Annotated in this window: 16 protein-coding genes and 1 pseudogene; 10 read left to right on the top strand and 7 right to left on the bottom strand. The window is 65.1% G+C overall.

The genetic code is table 11. The features are described 5' to 3' along the window. The first annotated feature begins 34 nt into the window (after positions 1 to 34). The 3 genes and pseudogenes from ACHMXE_RS05290 (at position 35) to dmpG (ending at position 2,868) form a co-directional block, all read left to right on the top strand. Complete coding sequence (locus ACHMXE_RS05290) at positions 35 to 835, top strand: 2-keto-4-pentenoate hydratase (protein WP_203206429.1); 801 nt, start codon at positions 35 to 37, stop codon at positions 833 to 835. A gap of 17 nt (positions 836 to 852) precedes the next feature. After that, a pseudogene (locus ACHMXE_RS05285) lies at positions 853 to 1,805 on the top strand (acetaldehyde dehydrogenase (acetylating)). 10 nt (positions 1,806 to 1,815) lie between these two features. Further along, positions 1,816 to 2,868 (top strand): 4-hydroxy-2-oxovalerate aldolase, encoded by a 1,053-nt coding sequence (gene dmpG / locus ACHMXE_RS05280; protein WP_203206431.1) that lies wholly within the window; start codon positions 1,816 to 1,818, stop codon positions 2,866 to 2,868. A gap of 118 nt (positions 2,869 to 2,986) precedes the next feature. Here the strand turns inward: dmpG and ACHMXE_RS05275 are convergent, their stop codons facing one another. Genes ACHMXE_RS05275 through ACHMXE_RS05265 form a run of 3 tightly spaced genes read right to left on the bottom strand, consistent with a single transcriptional unit; the run spans position 2,987 to position 7,151 of the window. Continuing rightward, positions 2,987 to 5,587 (bottom strand): TonB-dependent siderophore receptor, encoded by a 2,601-nt coding sequence (locus tag ACHMXE_RS05275; protein WP_395347134.1) that lies wholly within the window; start codon positions 5,585 to 5,587, stop codon positions 2,987 to 2,989. Positions 5,588 to 5,628: 41 nt separating this feature from the next. Next, positions 5,629 to 6,645: a FecR domain-containing protein gene (locus ACHMXE_RS05270; RefSeq protein WP_395347133.1), complete on the bottom strand. Its 1,017-nt coding sequence runs from the start codon at positions 6,643 to 6,645 to the stop codon at positions 5,629 to 5,631. After that, positions 6,642 to 7,151 carry a sigma-70 family RNA polymerase sigma factor gene (locus ACHMXE_RS05265; RefSeq protein WP_057596820.1) on the bottom strand — a complete coding sequence of 170 codons (510 nt, stop codon included), beginning with the start codon at positions 7,149 to 7,151 and terminating at the stop codon, positions 6,642 to 6,644. Before ACHMXE_RS05265 ends, ACHMXE_RS05270 begins: the two co-directional genes overlap by 4 nt. Positions 7,152 to 7,597: 446 nt before the next feature. On the opposite strand from ACHMXE_RS05265, the gene ACHMXE_RS05260 reads away from it, so the two are divergent. The 3 genes from ACHMXE_RS05260 (at position 7,598) to ACHMXE_RS05250 (ending at position 8,589) form a co-directional block, all read left to right on the top strand. Next, positions 7,598 to 7,900, top strand: a complete 303-nt coding sequence (locus tag ACHMXE_RS05260; protein ID WP_057596819.1) for a CopG family ribbon-helix-helix protein — start codon at positions 7,598 to 7,600, stop codon at positions 7,898 to 7,900. Continuing rightward, positions 7,888 to 8,184 carry a type II toxin-antitoxin system RelE/ParE family toxin gene (locus tag ACHMXE_RS05255; RefSeq protein ID WP_203206434.1) on the top strand — a complete coding sequence of 99 codons (297 nt, stop codon included), beginning with the start codon at positions 7,888 to 7,890 and terminating at the stop codon, positions 8,182 to 8,184. The genes ACHMXE_RS05260 and ACHMXE_RS05255 overlap by 13 nt, the downstream gene beginning before the upstream one ends. 276 nt (positions 8,185 to 8,460) lie before the next feature. After that, complete coding sequence (locus ACHMXE_RS05250; RefSeq protein WP_281081500.1) at positions 8,461 to 8,589, top strand: hypothetical protein; 129 nt, start codon at positions 8,461 to 8,463, stop codon at positions 8,587 to 8,589. Positions 8,590 to 8,594: 5 nt separating this feature from the next. Here the strand turns inward: ACHMXE_RS05250 and ACHMXE_RS05245 are convergent, their stop codons facing one another. Next, positions 8,595 to 10,049 carry an amidase gene (locus ACHMXE_RS05245; RefSeq protein ID WP_203206435.1) on the bottom strand — a complete coding sequence of 485 codons (1,455 nt, stop codon included), beginning with the start codon at positions 10,047 to 10,049 and terminating at the stop codon, positions 8,595 to 8,597. Positions 10,050 to 10,190: 141 nt separating this feature from the next. Between ACHMXE_RS05245 and ACHMXE_RS05240 the strand changes: the two genes are divergently transcribed. Then, on the top strand, positions 10,191 to 11,087 hold the full coding sequence (locus ACHMXE_RS05240; RefSeq protein WP_395347126.1) for a LysR substrate-binding domain-containing protein: 897 nt from the start codon (positions 10,191 to 10,193) through the stop codon (positions 11,085 to 11,087). Positions 11,088 to 11,712: 625 nt separating this feature from the next. Here the strand turns inward: ACHMXE_RS05240 and ACHMXE_RS05235 are convergent. Both ACHMXE_RS05235 and ACHMXE_RS05230 read right to left on the bottom strand, forming a co-directional pair. Next, on the bottom strand, positions 11,713 to 12,120 hold the full coding sequence (locus tag ACHMXE_RS05235; protein ID WP_203206436.1) for a helix-turn-helix domain-containing protein: 408 nt from the start codon (positions 12,118 to 12,120) through the stop codon (positions 11,713 to 11,715). A 519-nt stretch (positions 12,121 to 12,639) separates the two neighbouring features. Beyond that, positions 12,640 to 13,101: a MarR family winged helix-turn-helix transcriptional regulator gene (locus tag ACHMXE_RS05230; RefSeq protein WP_203206437.1), complete on the bottom strand. Its 462-nt coding sequence runs from the start codon at positions 13,099 to 13,101 to the stop codon at positions 12,640 to 12,642. Positions 13,102 to 13,146: 45 nt separating this feature from the next. On the opposite strand from ACHMXE_RS05230, the gene ACHMXE_RS05225 reads away from it, so the two are divergent. Next, complete coding sequence (locus ACHMXE_RS05225) at positions 13,147 to 13,575, top strand: cupin domain-containing protein (RefSeq protein ID WP_203206438.1); 429 nt, start codon at positions 13,147 to 13,149, stop codon at positions 13,573 to 13,575. A gap of 672 nt (positions 13,576 to 14,247) precedes the next feature. On the opposite strand, the gene ACHMXE_RS05220 is transcribed toward ACHMXE_RS05225, so the two are convergent. Continuing rightward, entirely contained in the window at positions 14,248 to 15,021 is a 774-nt protein-coding gene (locus ACHMXE_RS05220; protein WP_203206439.1) for a 3-hydroxybutyrate dehydrogenase, read from the bottom strand. Positions 15,022 to 15,237: 216 nt separating this feature from the next. Between ACHMXE_RS05220 and ACHMXE_RS05215 the strand changes: the two genes are divergently transcribed. Beyond that, positions 15,238 to 15,942 carry a TetR/AcrR family transcriptional regulator gene (locus ACHMXE_RS05215; protein ID WP_203206440.1) on the top strand — a complete coding sequence of 235 codons (705 nt, stop codon included), beginning with the start codon at positions 15,238 to 15,240 and terminating at the stop codon, positions 15,940 to 15,942. A 55-nt stretch (positions 15,943 to 15,997) separates the two neighbouring features. After that, positions 15,998 to 16,999, top strand: coding sequence for a tripartite tricarboxylate transporter substrate binding protein (locus ACHMXE_RS05210; protein WP_203206441.1), 1,002 nt, complete (start codon positions 15,998 to 16,000; stop codon positions 16,997 to 16,999). The last annotated feature ends 111 nt before the right edge of the window (positions 17,000 to 17,110 follow it).

The raw sequence follows: 17,110 nt of genomic DNA, 5'->3' as shown, positions 1-17,110 counted from the left end.
GCCCCACCCAACCCCCCACCAACAGAGATCATCCATGCAACATCTATCCGACCCCGCCGAAGCCTTAGCGGCGGCGCTGCGCGACGCCGAGCATCAGCGCTCCCCCTGCACGCCGTTGCGGCACCAAGCCGAGTCCCTCGGCTGGTCGGTGACTCAGGAGAACGCCTATACCGTGCAGCGCATCAACGAGGCGCGCCGCATATCGAGCGGCGATCGCGTCACGGGCCGCAAGATCGGGCTTACTGCCGCCAGCGTGCAGCGACAGCTTGGCGTAGACCAGCCGGACTACGGCGCGCTCTGGAGCTCCACGGCCTTTGGCGACGGCGCGGAGATTCCGCTGACCGGCTTTATTCGGCCCAAGGTGGAAGCCGAAGTCGCGATCGTGCTCGACAAGGATGTGACGGCCGCCGACGCAACCTTGGCCGACCTCTTCGCGGCCACGGCCTATGCGGTGCCTGCGCTCGAAATCGTGGACAGTCGCATCGCGGCCTGGGACATACACCTGTTCGACACCATCGCCGATAACGCATCGGCCGCCGGCTACGTACTGGGCGCGGACCCGAAACGACTGGATCGGCTGAGTCTGCGCGATGCCGGCATGACACTGACCGAAGACGGCCGCAGCGTGAGCCAGGGCAGCGGCGGCGAGTGCATGGGCCATCCCTTGAATGCTGCTGTCTGGCTGACGCGGCAACTGGCCCGGCTCGGCACCCCGCTGCGCGCCGGCGATGTCGTACTGACCGGGGCGCTCGGACCGATGGTGACGATCACTGCGCCCTCGTTCTTCGAGGCGCATATTGAAGGTCTCGGCCGCGTCGCGGCGCGGTTCGCGTGAACATGCAAGGAACCTCCATGAACAAGATCAAAGCTGCCATCATCGGCAGTGGAAACATCGGCACCGATCTGATGATCAAGGCCCTGCGCGGCGCACGGAACCTCGAGGTGGTCGTGCTAGCCGGCATCGATGCAAACTCCGACGGCCTCGCGCGTGGGCGCCGCCTCGGCGTGGCAACTACCGACCAGGGGGTCGAGGGCCTCGCGCGACATCCGCCTTCGGCGACATCGACATCGTGTTCGACGCAACCTCGGCTGCCGCGCACGTCCGCAACGACGCCTTCCTGCGCGAGCGCAAGCCGGCCCTCCGCATGGTGGACCTCACGCCGGCCGCCATCGGTCCCTACTGTGTCCCTGTGGTGAACCTTGAAGAACACCTGGACGCGCTAAACCTCAACATGGTCACATGTGGCGGTCAGGCGACCATTCCCATCGTGCATGCCGTCTCGCAAGTGGCGACCGTGCACTATGCCGAGATCGTCGCGTCGGTGTCGAGCCGCTCTGCGGGCCCGGGCACGCGGGCCAACATCGACGAGTTCACCGAGACCACGGCCCGCGCTATCGAAGTTGTGGGAGGGGCGAGGCGGGGCAAGGCCATCATTATTCTTAACCCTGCAGAGCCGCCACTGCTGATGCGCGACACCGTCTACACGCTGAGCGTGGGCAGTGACGAGGCCGCAATCGAAGACTCGGTGCAGGCCATGGTGGCGGCCGTGGAGGGGTACGTGCCGGGCTACCGCCTCAAGCAAGCCGTGCAGTTCGAACACATTCCGCCCGGGCAGGCGCTGCAGATTCCCGGCGTGGGAGGGCTCGCCGGACTGAAGACTTCCGTGTTCCTACAGGTGGAAGGCGCGGCGCACTACCTGCCGGCGTATGCGGGCAACCTCGACATCATGACCAGTGCCGCGCTCGCGAGCGGCGACCGCATCGCGGCGCGCCTGCTGGCCACCCGTGCCATGGCGAACGCGTGAGGAGAATTCCATGAATGACAAAAAGATCTACATTTCTGATGTGACCCTGCGCGATGGCAGTCACGCCATCCGGCACCGGTACACCGTGGAGCAGGTGGCGCAGATCGCGGCCGCGCTCGATGCAGCGGGCGTTGACTCCATCGAGGTCGCCCACGGCGACGGGCTCGCCGGCTCCAGCTTCAATTACGGCTTTGGCGCACACACCGACGTCGAGTGGATCGCCGCGGCGCGCAACGCCGTTCGTCGGGCGCGCATCGCCACCCTGCTCGTGCCAGGCATCGGCACCGTGCACGACCTGAAGGCCGCCCACGCGGCCGGTGCCAGCGTGGTGCGCGTGGCGACGCATTGCACGGAAGCCGACGTCGCAAAGCAGCACATCGAGACCGCGCGCGAGCTTGGCATGGACACCGTCGGCTTCCTCATGATGAGTCACATGACCAGCGCGGCAGAGCTCGCACAGCAGGCGCTGAAGATGGAAAGCTACGGTGCCACCTGCGTTTACGTCGTCGACTCGGGCGGAGCCTTGGGCATGCAGGACGTGCGTGACCGCTTCCGCGCCCTCAAAGACGTATTGCGCACGGAGACGGCGACCGGTATGCATGCCCACCACAACCTCAGCCTCGGCGTAGCCAACAGCATCGTAGCCGTGGAGGAAGGCTGCGATCGCGTAGACGCGAGCCTGGCTGGAATGGGCGCCGGCGCCGGTAACGCGCCGCTCGAGGTCTTCGTGGCCGCGGCCGAGCGGCTGAATTGGGATCATGGCTGCGACGTCAAGGCGCTGATGGATGCGGCCGACGATATCGTGCGGCCATTGCAAGATCGGCCCGTTCGGGTAGACCGGGAGACTCTGTCGCTTGGCTATGCCGGTGTCTACTCCAGCTTCCTGCGGCATGCGGAAGCCGCCGCGTCACGTTACGGCCTGCCGGCCGTCGAGATTCTGCTCGAACTTGGACGGCGCCGTATGGTTGGCGGTCAAGAAGACATGATTGTGGACGTCGCGCTCGACCTCGCGCGGTCGCGTGACGCCGACTCCGCTACCGATGTCGCTGCGGCAGTCGCCTGATTGCCGGAGATTCCCGCACGACTTTCTGTCCATTCCCTGGGCCTGCGTCACGCTCTCTTCCACGAGTGGCTGTCTCGAGCAAGCCGAGCAGGTCATTTGCATGTGGCCGCGCGGCACGCTACCAACTGTACCCAGCGGTCACATAGACGCTGCGACGCTCGCCGTAGTAGCAGCCGGTCGACGACAGGCAGGTCGCCACATAGGTCTTGTCCGCAAGGTTGGACACGTTCAGCGCCAGGCGTAGGCCCTTGAGCGACGGGCGCCAGCGCCCGAGGTCCCAGCGCAGGGCCGCATCCATGAGGGTCACACCGGGCACGCGGAACTGGTTCGCGGCATCGCCGTAGGTGGTGCTGATGCGGCGCACGCCCGCGCCCAGCGACAGCCCGGGCGCGATCTCCATCGGAAAGGCGTAGTCCAGCCACAGGGCCGCCTGGTGCTCGGGCACATAGGGGAAGCGCTTGCCCAGGGTGCTGGCACCCGACGCGTTGGCGTTGGCACGCGTGACCCGGCTGTCGGTGTAGGCATAGGAGGCGATGACATCCAGGCCGCGCGTGAGCGGTGCCTTGGCTTCCAGCTCGAGGCCGCGCACACGCACCTCGCCGGTCTGCTCGCTGAACGATCGGCTCAGTGGATCCGGGGTCAGCACATTGCGCTGCGTCAGCTCATAGACGGCTGCCGTCACCATGGCCTTGGATCCGGCCGGTTGGTACTTCAGACCGGCCTCGATCTGCCGGCCCGTGGTCGGCTCGAAGGGATTGCCCTGCCGGTCGGTGCCGGCGGCCGGCTGGAACGAGGTGCTGTAGCTCAGGTAGGGCGCGAAGCCACTGTCGAAGTTGTACATGAGCGCGGCGCGCCCGGTGAACTTGTCGTCGTGCTGGTCGACGGGTGCCATGCGCGCCGTCGCGGTCGTCAGCGTGCGGGTGTCGGTGTCGGCCTTGTCGTAGCGGCCGGCCAGCACGAGGCTCCAGCGGTCCAGGTGGATCTGGTCCTGCAGGTAGAAGCCGGTCTGGCGACGCTTCTGGTCGATATGGGTCGCGACGCCGGGCACGGCGCCGGAATCGGTGCCGAAGACCGGGAGGTAGGCGTTGAAGGGCCGCGTGATGATGCGCAGGTTGGTCTCGTCGAACGCGGACTTCTCATTGGAGAAGTCCACGCCGGCGAGCAGCGTGTGCCGCAACGTGCCGGTGGCGAAGTCCGCCTGCAGCTGCGTGTCGGCGGTCAGCAGGCTGGCCTCTTCTGGAAAGGCCCATGCGTAGCGCAGCAGCGAGGACGGGTTGCAGGCCGCCAGGCAGACGGCCTGAATGCGTTGGGTGTACGCGTCGACCTTGCCGTAGCGCAGGTTCTGGCGCACCGTGAAGGTGTCGTTGAAGCGGTGCTCGAATTCGTAGCCCACGAAGCGCTGCCGGTTGCTGAAGCGGTCGTAGCCTGGTTCGCCGACGAAGGTGCGCGTGGGTAGGGCAGCGTAGCGGCTGGTGTCGAGGGTGCCCGCGGCGGGCAGTGCCGGCGCGCCGCCGCCACCAGGGGAGTCGAGCGACTGCCATTGGCCGAGCACCGTGAGACGTGTGGCGCTGGAAGGGCGGAAGGTCAGCGACGGGGCGAAGTAGGTCTTGCGCTCGGAAACGTGGTCGTAGGAGGTGTTGGCCTCTCGGTGCAGCGCGACCAGCCGGTAGCTCCAGACGCCATCGGCATCGATGGCACCGCCGAGATCGAGCGCTGCCTGGCGCCGGTTGTGGCTGCCGAACTGCAGCTCCACCTCGCGCACCGGCTCGAGCGTGGGGCGCTTGCTGACCATGTTCACCAGCCCGCCAGGCGTCGCCTGCCCGTAGAGCACCGACGACGGCCCCTTGACGACCTCGACGCGTTCCAGCCCCCAGGGCTCGATGCGCGGCTGCGAGTAGCCGCGCGCGCCGAAAGGCAGGCGCAGGTTGTCCAGGTAGCGCGCGGGCGGCGTGAAGCCTCGCAAGGTGAGCCAGTCCAGGCGCAGGTCGGTGTTGCCGTATTGAGCGACGATGCCCGGCGTATAGCGAAGGCTCTCGACCAGCGTGGTCGCGCCCTGCGCGTCCATCTGGTCGCGCGTCACGACGGACACCGACTGCGGCGTCTCCATCAGGGGCGTGTCGGTCTTGGTGCCCGAGACGCTGCGCCGTGCGATGAAGCCGGACACCGGGCCGGTGCCGGTCTCGCGGCTCGCCTGGGGCTCCACGACGATCGCCGGCAGCGACCCGGCCGAGGGCTGACCCGCTGCCGACGGGCTGGCGGGGCGCGATGCATCGCGCTGCAGGGAGTAGATGTTGTCGCCCGTGCGAGTCGCCCTTAGGCCGCTGCCCTGGAGGGCCGTTGCGAGCGCTTCCTGCAGGGTGAAGCGTCCGCGCAGGCCGGGGCTGTCGAGCCCGGCGGTGAGGGATGCATCGACCGACAGCAGGATGCCCGACTGGCTGGCGAGCTGCGTGAGAACGCCGGCCAGCGGACCGGGCGCGAGGGCGTAGTCGCGCGCGGTCTGCTCCGTGGGCGACTGGGCGAGCGCCGGGTTGGCATGGAGGACGACGACGGCGGCAGGCAGGATGGCGAGCGCCGTGCCCAGCGCGCGCGCGCCGCGAGGGTGGTACGACGCAGGCGTGAGCGGGGCGGTCGCGCGGGGCGCACGCCATGGAGGGAGGAAGTCGAGAGGTCGCGCATGGAGGCTTTGAGCAAATGGAAGGGTTGGTACCTTCCTTGCCACGCGACGGTCGCAAAAGGGGAACCCGCGCCGCGAATTTTTTTTCAGTGGCGGTTGTCGGTACCCTGCGCGGGCTCGATGGTCACCCACCATGGCAGCACGCGGTTCACCCGTACCGGGAGGGTGGCTTGAAGCGCCGCGAGGATCCGGTCGGTGTCGGCCAGCGGATAGCTGCCCACGATCCGCAGGTCGCGAACCGCCGGGGCGCAGGCGAGGTGGCCGCGCCGGTGGCGCGCCAGCGCATCGATGAAGTCGCCCAGGCGCATGTCGTTGGCGACAAGCTGGCCGCGCGTCCAGCTGTCGCTGCCCGCGTCCGCGGCCGCCGGTGCTTCGACGCGGTCGACGAACAGCCGGGTCTGCTCGTTGGCGCGCAGCGTCCGCGACGGCCCGCCCCGGGCGGGCTGGACGCGCACCCCGCCTTTGAACACCGTGACGAGTGCCGCGTCGGCAGCGTTGCCGTCGCCCTGCACGGTGAAGCGCGTGCCCAGCGCCGTGAGCCGTCCCTGGGCGACCTCGACGACGAGCGGTCGATCCTCCCAGGCGGGGTCGTGTCCCGTGGACACCAGCACTTCGCCGGCATGCAGGAGGATGCGCCGATGGGTCGTCGTGAAGTCGACATCGACCGCCGAAGCGGTGTTGAGCCAGAGCCGGCTGCCGTCCTCCAGCGCGATCTCACGGCGTTCGCCGGTCTGCGTGCGGTACGTTGCCACCCATGCGCGCCAGGGCATTTCGCGTTCGAGCAGCCAGCTGGCCACGCCGGCAACGGGCAGCAAGGCCAGCACGCGCAGCGCGCTGCGACGGCGGCGCGTGGCCGTGGCCCTCGTGTCTTCGAGGATCTGGCGCGCAGGGAGATGGCGCACGGACGAGAAGTCCCGGGACACGGCCTCGACCTGCTGCCAGGCGGCACGCGCGCCGCCATCCTTGCGCAGCCATGCTTCCCAGCGCAGCCGGTCGCTCGCGGTGGCCGATTCGGACTGCAGCAGGGCGAACCAGGTCGCCGCCTGCTGAAGATGTTCGAACGTCGCCCGGGGCTGTTCCGGGTGCGCCGAGACTGCGGTCATGGCTCCTGCGCGAGAAGAAGGCACTGCAACATCGCCTGGGCCATGTATTTCTTGACCATCCGATCCGACACGCCGAGTTCGAGTGCGATCTCCGCGTAGGTCCGACCGTCGATCTGCGACAGCAGGAAGGCCTTGCGTGCCTTGTCGCTCAGCGTGTTCAGCATGGCGTCGATCCGGCACAGCATTTCCACCGCGATCATTCGCTCCTCGGGGGAGGGGGCGAGGAGCTCGGGCTGTGCGGCGACCGCTTCCGCCCAGGCGCGCTCCACGTCGGCGCGGCGCCAGTGGTTGACGATCACGCCGTGGGCGAGCGTGCGCAGGAATGCGCGTGGCTCGCGCACCTGCGCCAGCTCGCGCGAGGTGATGAGCCGTACGAAGGTGTCGTGCGCCAGGTCCGCGGCCTGGGAACTGCCGCTCAGCCTGCGCAGGAACCAGCCGAGCAGCCACCCATGGTGCTCGCGGTAGATGCTGTCGATCAGCGCGGGGGCTGGCAGGGGGGCGGACATGGGAGCACGAAGGCGTGACAAATAGGAATGGTTCTTATTCTAAAGAATTACATCCTCCGGCATGCCGATGCCGTCGTCGAAGGTTGAAAATCAACTAACGGCGTGGCGCGTTAGCGCATCGGGCTCAATCACCGCTGCGCCAGTACCTCTTGCCGCCAAAGGGGGGGCAGGATCGGCTGTCGCCGACACGCGCCGTTCAGATTGCAATCTCACCCGGTGACGTCAGGCCGCAAGCGTACTTAAAGCGCAATCGACTACCCGTGTCGTATTCGAGTACTGCATTTATCGCGATTGCATCGTTTAGGCTGCCATGCCCACCAAGAGGTGCCGGCGTTCGGCGAGATTTCGACCGCCCCCAATCACCGGACGCGCGGGGGGCCATGGGAACTCCGCGGGAACGCTGGTGCAACCGCCCGGATGAGCTGAAAGTTGATAAAGTATTACCCATGACTACCGCGAGTTCTTCTTCGTCCATCGCGCCCACGCCGGTCAAACTGGACCCCCAGCTCAAGGGCCGGCTCAAGCGTCTGGCCGAGGCGCGCCACCGTGCGCCGCACTGGCTCATGCGCGAGGCGATCGCGCAGTATGTGGAGCGGGAGGAAAAGCGTCAGGAGCTTCACGAACAGGCGGTGGCCGCCTGGGATGAGTTTCAGCAGACGGGTCTGCACGTTACGGCCGAAGAAGTGAGTGCTTGGTTGGCCAGTTGGGGCACGGACAACGAGCAGCCTGAGCCTGAATGCCACAAGTGAGGTTCACGCCTGCGGCGCTGCGCGACTTGCAGCGTTTGCGTGAGTTCTTGCGTCCAAAAAACCCGCAAGCAGCGCGGCGCGCTGCTCTAAGTATTTTGCAGGGCGTGAAGGTGCTGGGTTTGCAGCCGTTGATCGGACGGCCGCTGGAGGATTTGCCCCCTGAGTATCGCGAGTGGGTGATCGACTTCGGTAGCGGCGGTTACGTATCGCTTTACCGGTACGACGAAGACATCGATGTGGTCACGGTGCTGGCTCTGCGTCATCAGCGCGAGGCCGGCTACTGACCAGCGAATTCTGGTTTCGAGCGACTTGCTGACTCAGTGAATCTTGGGTGTTGCCCGCGCCATCGGCAAGATCTTCCTCTTGTCCAGGACTGTTTGCTCCCGATGGTTACGGGGGCATGGCGGGAGTGGAGAGCGGCATTGGAATGAGGTGCCGTGCCTTGGCCGCAGTGACATCAGCACCTCACGAGCTCGCTCAGAACTCAGCAATCGTGTGAGATCTCGCTGTGCCGGACCAGTCCTCAATCTGGCGCGAGCGATCGAACCATCTCGCGCTGGATGCGCGCGACCTCGCAGTTCTTCGCGGTGACCGATACGCAGCGCGTGCTGTCGCCATCGGCGGTCGGCGGTCGTTATAGCCCCGCGATCCGTACCGAGCCGGCAGGTAGTGCCATCGCCTTCTTGTGATGCCCTCAAGCCGCACTAGCCCACACCGCGGGTCGGCGCGCCGCCCAGGGCATCGTCTGTTCCAGTTGCCCGGCCAGCCGCAGCAGCAGGTCTTCGCGCGCAAAACCCCCCATGAACTGGATACCGATCGGCAGACCGGTCTCAGGATCGACGCACAGCGGCATCGACATGGCCGGCGTGCCGGCGACATTGGCTGGCGGCGTGAAGGGCGTGTGGCGGAAGACCCGTGCGGTCCAGTCGAGGCCGCTCATGCGCTCGGCACCTTCGCTGTAGGTGCCGAGCGCGCCCGGCATCTCGGGCAGCGTGGGGGTCATGAGCACGTCGATGTCGTTGAACCAAGCACCCACCGCGCGCGATACGGTGTTGCGCACTTCGAAAGCCGCCGCGAAATCGACCGCGCGAGCCTCCTGGCCGTAGCGATAGTTGGCAAGCGTCGAAGGCTCCAGGGTGCTCGCAGCGATCGGACGCCCCGTGGCGGCGGCGAGCCCGTCGATCCAGCGTACGAGCGTTGCGCACCAGATCTGCGCGTTGGCATGCACGAAGGCTTCCCACGAGACCCCCAGCACGGGCGCCACCTCCTCAACGTGATGACCGAGCGATTGCAGATGGACGGCCACGTCGCGCGCGGCCTGTGCGATGGGAGCGGCCGTCTGCGCGCCGTTCCAGGGATGCAGCATGAGCCCGATGCGGAGCCTGCCGGGATCACGTCCGACCTGAGACAGGAAGCCTTCGGCGGGCGCCGGCGTGTAGTACGGATCGCCGCGCGAGTAGCCCTGCACCGCGTCCATCAGCGCGGCGCTGTCACGCACGGAGCGACTCAGACCCAACTGCACGCCCAGACCGCCGAAGACTTCATCCAGCGCCGGCCCGTTCGAGGTGCGCCCGCGCGTCGGCTTGAGACCGAAGAGCCCGTTGTAGGCGGCGGGAACCCGGATCGAGCCGGCCGCATCGGTCGCGTGCGCGATGGGCACGATACCCGCGGCCACCGCCGCGCCCGAGCCGCCACTCGAGCCGCCCGCGCTCAACCTGAGGTTCCACGGATTGCGGGTCGCGCCTTGCCGCACCGACTCGGTTTCGGTACTGAAGGCCATCTCGGGTGTGGTCGTGCGCCCGACCGTGACGAGGCCGGCACGTCGATAGTGGCGCATCAGCAGCGAATCGTCCGCGGCGACCAACCCTTCGGCGAGACGGCTGCCAAGTTCGCAGCGCCGGCCGGCCATCTGGATCGCAAGGTCCTTGATGAGAAACGGCACGCCTGCGAGCGGACCGTTCGTGGACGTCGCGGTGGCGAGGTCCGCCTCTTCGGGCACCCACTGCTCGACGACGGCATTGACGGCGGGGTTGACCGCATCGGCCGCCTCGAGGGCCAGGGCGGCGAGTTCGGCCGGCCGCACGTCGCCCTTGGCCACCAGGCGGGCCAGGTCGACGGCGTCGAGATTCGCGTATTCGCTCAAGTTCATGGTGTTCTTCCGTGGCAGTGAAGCACTGAAGATAAGCATGGGCGGCCAACTTGATTAGCCCATCCGAGTGGCAAGAATTGGCCCATGGATGGAACAATGCGGACCGATGCCATCGAAGAGGTCACCGCTATGAGAAGAGATGTGAACGACACCCTCGTGTTCGTGCGGGTGGTGCAGGAGGGCAGCTTCACCGCGGCGGCACATGCGCTGCAGATACCGAAGACGACGGTCAGCCGACGGGTCCTCGAGCTCGAGAAGCATGTCGGTGCTCAGTTGCTGAGGCGCACCACGCGCAAGCTCAGCGTCACCGAGGCCGGTGCGATCTACTATGAAAACTGTAGAGGCATCGCCGCGACGCTGGAGCACGCAGAGGGAGAGGTCCACAAGCTGCGCGACGGCCCGCGCGGCTGGCTCCGCTTGACGATGCCCTATTCATTCGGCGTCGACTGGATCGCTCCGCTGCTGCCGGGCTTTCGTGCGCGCTACCCCGACGTGAAGATCGAGATCGTCGCATCGCATGCAACGCTCGACCTGGTCGAGTCCGAGATCGACATCGCGCTGCGCCTGGGCGAACTGCCCGACTCCAGTCTCGTCGCGCGCCGGCTCGCGAGCTTTCCCTCGGGTGCTTTCGCGAGCCCGGCCTATGTCAAGCGCGCCGGCCTTCCCACATCGCCGGAGCAACTGTGCGAGCACCGCACACTCACGTTGCATCAGGCGCGTCGTGACGTGGGGTATGTGTGGCCCATGCGCAAGGGCACGGGCAAGCCGCGCGGATTTCTCGTCCATCCCGTCATCGTCGCGAGCGATCCATTTTTCCTGCGTCCCGCGCTGCTGCAGGGTGAAGGTATTTCCCTGGCGATGGAGATGAGCATGGCGGCCGACGTGAAGGCGCGCCGGCTCGTGCGCGTGCTTCCCGCGTGGTGGGGACCGCCGCAGGAGCTGAATGCCCTGTCGTCACGTGCGCATTTGCCGTCGCCAAAGGTGCAGGCGTTCATTGCCTACATGAGGGAGCAACTGCGCTTCCCTTTGGCCGATTAACTCGGGGCAGGCTTCGTTTGACCCACCATCGAGGCCGGGTCTCTGGAAGGACCTCCGCGGTGACCACCCTCGGCAGTTCCCCGGAGAGGACCATCGACAAGCAGGGTCTGGATTGGGCCAGCGCGGCTGAGGGGGAAATGTACGCCGTGACGCCACGGTCTTGGTTTCAGCGCACGATCATTCCAAAGCCGAGCCCAGCAGAGCAATGTAGAACGTCGAAGGCAGCGACGCTGGCACTGCACCTCTGGTGCCGGAGTGCTCCCTCCCGCATTCGTATTGTCTCGGTTGTACTTTGGCTCGCCGTCGATCACCTAGGTAGACGACTCGTCGTCGTTGATGGGCGGATGGCTGCCCGACAAGGCCGGTCAAGGCCCGGCGGTTCGGGAACAGTGCTCGTTGGTGGATGTCGGCCATCCGCTCAACCAGTGCACGGCTATTGATCTAGGTCGCAAGCAAGTCCGTTTTACTGGAGATCGCAGCGTGCCCGCACCGTATGACCAGTTCGTATCGCAAGACCAAAAAGCCGACGTTTGGCCGCCACGAGCACCATGTCTTCGCCGACCGCTGCAAGCAACCCGTTGACGATTTCAGGCGAGGTGATGGCCTCCCTCTTGCCTTTAATCGGTCACCACGGCTGCGGCTCACCGAACGCATTCTCAGGAAATTCCAGCTCGGCTCGCGCGACAAGTTCGGCCGGAAACGCAAACAGAGTCTGCGGGTGACGCTGGCCCCGCTCGACCTCGCGCGCGAAACGCTGATGACGGCGCTCGATGCTGGCAGAGTTTGTCTGTGCTGCAAGAAGGGCAACGTCCGCCGCCATACCCAGTTGCGCAAGGATGCGCATGTAGGTTCCCATTGTGACGGTGGGTTCGCCACGCTCGGCCGCACCGAGCGTCGTGCGAGAAATGCCAAGCTCGCGAGAAAGGCTCAGCGCTGTCAGTCCGCGGGCACGGCGCACAGACGCCAACCGCTCGCCGAACTGGCGCAGCAGTTCACTGGAAGACGAGGAATCAAGTTTGACCGCAGCAGACATGCTGTTCAGCTTTTCAATCGATCTACTTTTAACGCTAGAGATTCTGCACCTTTGCCAGGGCCCTCCCGCTCATCGGGTCTCGTGCCTTCTCGTCGTCGATGGGGAACTGCACGACCTCGCCTAGAAGCACGCTCGCAGCTCGAGCTGTCGAGTGAGTGGCTCGACAACGCAAACGTGCCATCGCTATCTCGAGGATCATCTGCACTCGACCTTGCCTGGCCCTCACACCTTGCATATCCAGGACTTCAGGTAGAGCTCGAGCTCCGCCTTTCAGAATTCGCCGCGGCGGCGCTTGCTTGCGAGATCGTGTGTTTTGTGTTGGGCAGAGCAGCGCACTCATTCGAAATCGGTCAAGCAACTTTCGGTCCCCGTGGGCATCGCGGCGTTGTGCCTGAACCGGCCAGGTTGCGCCGACCCACAGTGCAAGGGGATCGGTGCCGTACGGCCGATGGGGCGATTCGATGGCTTGGTTCGACTGACGCCTCTGTCCAAGCCCGATCTCGCTTCACCGCTGCGAGATCAGCAGCCTGCGAGTTCGCTCAGAACCTCATAGAACGCCCGAAACTTCACTGCGCCGAAGCGAGCTTCCCATTCACGCTCGATCGACCTGACCGTCTCGCGCTGGATGCGTGCGACTTCCCAGCCCTTCGCTGTGAGTGATACACGGCGCGTGCTCGTGCCATCTCCGTGCGATCGCTCAAGGTAACCCAACGATTCGAGTTGGGCCAGCAGATAGTTCATCGCCTGTTTCGTCGTGCCCGCGCGTTTCGCGAGATCGAGCGGGCGTTCGTTCTCGGGCGGTGGAAACCGGAACACTTTGAAGTGCGCGACGAGGACGTCCGGATGGCCAGCAGCCGCCAGTTCGGCTTCAAGGCGGCGCTCCACCTGGGTGAGGACAAAGCGAAGCCTTGCACCGATCAATGGATCGTCAGGGTTCGTATCGGCGAGCAGGATCTTCGCATCGGCGGCTTGACGTGGCATCGATTTTTGGTAAAGTCACTTTACTTCATTGTAAGAAAGACCTGCATGCTGCGCCAAGACAAGATCGTCATCGGCTCCCTTTCAATGCAATTCCTCGTGGATGGCAACGACACCGGCGGGCACATGGCGATGGCGGAGATGATCGTGCAACCCAACGCGAAAGTACCGCCCCCCCATCGGCATGCGGATGTCGACGAAACGATCCATGTGCTGGAAGGTTCGCTCACCTACCGTGTGGATGACGAGGTTCGTACGCTGAACCAGGGCGACCACTGCTTTTCGCCGCGCGGAAGCGTCCACCATTTCAGCAATGCAGGCGATGTGCCGGCGCGAGCACTTGTCGTGTTCTCACCCGCGAAGATCGGGCCCGCTTACTTCTCGGAGGTTGCGCAGGTGCTCGGTGCGGGCGGGCCGCCCGACCTCGTCGCGCTGAAAGCGGTCATGGGACGGCACGGGCTCGCGTTGGCGCCCTGAGATCTGCTGCGAAGCGATCAGCCTTCACGCGGCTGCCCTCCGCCTGCTGCTCGAGCTGAACACACGCGCGTACCATGGGTTATCAACGATTAAAGGGCGCGTCTGTCCAGGCGATTCGACTGGCTCAGCACGCCGCTTCTTGCCGCCGACGCAGGCTTGAAACACGGTCAGTAGCAGCGTGCGGGGGTTCACAGCCCCGCGGGAGACGAGCGGGGCAGTCCCGGCCCGAAGCCAACGAGCGCCAGGCCCGCCCAAGATGTCATCGTGGCACGGGGCACATCCACGGCGAGCCCAATCGCTGTGCCTCTCGCACCGTCACCAGCACGGGAGGCCGGCGACAGTCTCGTCGCCAACGACCGTGAGAAGGCGGCGCCGCGGCCGCCGACTGTTGGGCTGCTAGATCACCGGGGTGCTGTCGCAGGACACGCAATGTTGCTTCAGGTCAATTAGGAGCGAGCTCAGCTTCTGAGTGTCAACGCCGAGAAAGCTGATGCATCCGACCGCTGTCGGGGCATGTGATTGAGCTCGAATGGGTGTGAATTGAACCATGGAGGCCAGCGACGGTGCCAATGCCGGTTCGCCGGGGCGGAAAGTTCTGAGTCCACGGCATTCACGCAAGGGAAGAATCTATCCCCATGTCGCGTTCATGTGTCCCTGGTGAGCATAGGACGGCTATTGGGCCGTCCAGCCTCCATCCATGGCCCACGCAGCGCCGCGGACTTGATCCGCGCTCGGCGAACACATGAACACGGCTAGTTCGGCCAATTGCTCGACGGTGACGAAGTCCAGGGAAGGTTGCTTCTCGCCGACCATCCTGACCCTCGTCTCGTCGACCGAGGCGCCGTCGAGCCTGGCTCGATCGTCGATCTGCTTTTGCGCCAAGGGCGTGAGCGTTGCCCCAGGGCAGATCGCGTTGCAAGTGATGCCGGTGGTTGCGGTCTCGAGCGCAACGGCCTTGGTCAATCCGACGATGCCATGTTTCGCCGCCACATAGGCTGACTTCTGCGCCGAGGCCACCAGGCCGTGGGTCGATGCCACGTTGATGATTCTTCCCCAGTTGGCTGCGCGCATGGCTGGAAGTGCCAGTCGCGTGGTATGGAAAGCGCTTGAAAGATTCACCGCGATGATTTCATCCCATCGTTGGACCGGGAACGCCTCGACGTTCGCCACATGCTGGATCCCCGCGTTGTTGACCAGTATGTCGACGTGACCGAAGCTGGAAGCGCAAAACTTCATCATATCTTCGATCTGCGCGGGGTCTCGCATGTCGGCCTCGTGGCGCATCGTTCTGGCACCGCTTGCCGAAAGTTCGCGTTGGGCGGCGTCGATGTCGCCGAGCCCGTTGAGAACGATGTTCGCGCCTTGACGCGCCAGCGCCTTCGCGATGGCCAGGCCAATGCCGCTGGTCGAACCCGTGACCAGCGCTGTCTTTCCTTCGAGATTCAATTGGACCTCCTATTACACGTGCAGCTGAGTTGAAGAGGTGTTTTCGCGGGCATCTTTCCCTCTCCAAACACCGGTAAAAACGACATAGGTAACAACGTTATCCTAAGCGAGGTATCGAATCCAAGAAGGTCGAAACGGGCAAGGGTTTGACCCTAGATGGTCGGAAGGTAACTTCGTTACCATCGAGGATAACAAAGTTACCTGCAAGTTCAAGGCATGACCAAACTCATCGACGCGAAGGCGAAGGCGCAAGGGCCGACATCTCTCGCGAGCGAACGCATCATTCCCGATCATCTGCGCGATCGACTGTCGCCCGTCGTGATGGAGACGTACGCCGCCGGCGATTTCCACCGTGCCGATATGCGAACGATCGCGCGCGAAGCCGGGATGAGCTTCAGGACGATCTACAGCTACTTCGGAGACAAGGAGGCGCTACTGTTCTGGTTCATCCAGCATTGGCTCGAAGGTCTGTATCCGGCGTCATTCAAGCCGCTCGAAGGAGAGGGCGACGTCAGGACAAAGCTGCTCGGCGTGCTGCAGATGCATCTGGAGTTCTACGAGAGGAACCCCAGTGTGGGCCGCATCATCTTCATGACCGTTCCGCTCGAGCGTTGGATGCGTGACCCGAGCTATGCGCAGTCCGGGATGATGAAGCGCCTGCTTCACACGATCAACGAGGCGCAAGGCCAAGGCGAACTCCGAAGCGACATCGACAGCCGAGTGGTGCTCGATGCCTTCAACGCCATCTTCAACCGGGCCTTCCTGATGTGGGAGTACCGCCGTCGAAGCTATTCCCTTTCGGCGCAAGCGGCGCCGCTGATGTCGATCCTCTGGGGCGGAATCATGGCGCCGGGCAAGAGACAGGACTCGGCATCCCCGCTTCCGGCGAAAGCACCTGCGCGAAAAAAGACGGTGAAGTGAAGACCGGCGCCCAGCCTCATCGCGCAATCAACCCCAAGAAAAACAGGAGACATGCATGAAGGTATCGAGTTTCTATTTCTCCCGGCGACACCTCTCGACAGCGCTGATTGCGCTCGCGGGAGTCATCGTTCTAGGCGCGCCAGAAGCGCGCGCGCAGCCCGCATCCGACAAGCCGCTGCGCATCATCGTCTCCGCCCCCGCGGGCGGAGGCTCGGACATCGTCGCTCGCATTTTGGGTGACGGGCTGCAAAAGGAATTGCGCCAGACGGTCGTGGTCGACCCCAAGCCGGGTGCCGGCGGCGCGATCGCAGTCAACGACCTGATGCACTCACCGCAGGATGGATCGGCGGTGCTGGTCGGCATCAGCGGCATGGTCTCCGAGGTACCGCATATCCTGAAGCTCAAAATCGATATGGCGAAGGAGATCAAGCCGCTCGCGGAATTCGCGCGCTTCGGCCTGGTGCTGGTCGGCCACCCCTCCGTGCCTGCCCGAACCGTGCCCGAGCTTGTCAGCTATGTGAAGGCGAATCCGGGCAAGGTCAGCTACGCCTCGTACAGCGCCGGCACGGTCGCGCACGTGGCGGGCCTGAAGCTGAACCAGGCCGCCGGCCTGGACATGACGCACGTCGGCTACAAGGGATCGGCACCTGGTCTCACCGACGTCATGGGCGGGCATGTGCCGCTGATGTTCGACGGCATGTCGACGGCACTGCCGATGATCAAGGCGAACAAGTTGAAAGCGTTCGCGGTGACTCTTCCGGAGCGTTCGCCGGCATTGCCCAACGTGCCGACGTTTCGCGAGCTCGGCTATCCAGGCATCGAGACGGTGGTCTGGATCGGCCTGTGGGTCACGCCGGGCATGCCGGCCGACGCGCAGGCGCGACTGCGCCAGGCAACGCTCAAGGTGATGGAACAAAAGGCCGTGCGCGACCGACTCATCGAATACGGTTTCGGCGTCGGTCAGCCGCGCACCCCGGAGGAACTGGTGACCTCCTTGCAAGCCGATTTCGAGAAGAACGGCGAGATGCTGCGAGCCATCAACTTCAAGCCCGAGTAGTCGCTGTGGTGCCACCCGCGAAAGCGCGGGCGGGCACTGTGGAAGCGCGGCGCTCGCGGCTCGAGAGCCCGAGCGCCGCATCAATAACCGAGCTCGGCGCAGGTCTGCGCC

It is taken from the genome of Variovorax sp. UC122_21, assembly GCF_044056785.1.
In the GTDB taxonomy this organism is placed as follows: Bacteria; Pseudomonadota; Gammaproteobacteria; order Burkholderiales; family Burkholderiaceae_C; genus Variovorax.
This window is presented reverse-complemented; position numbering and strand designations above follow the sequence as displayed.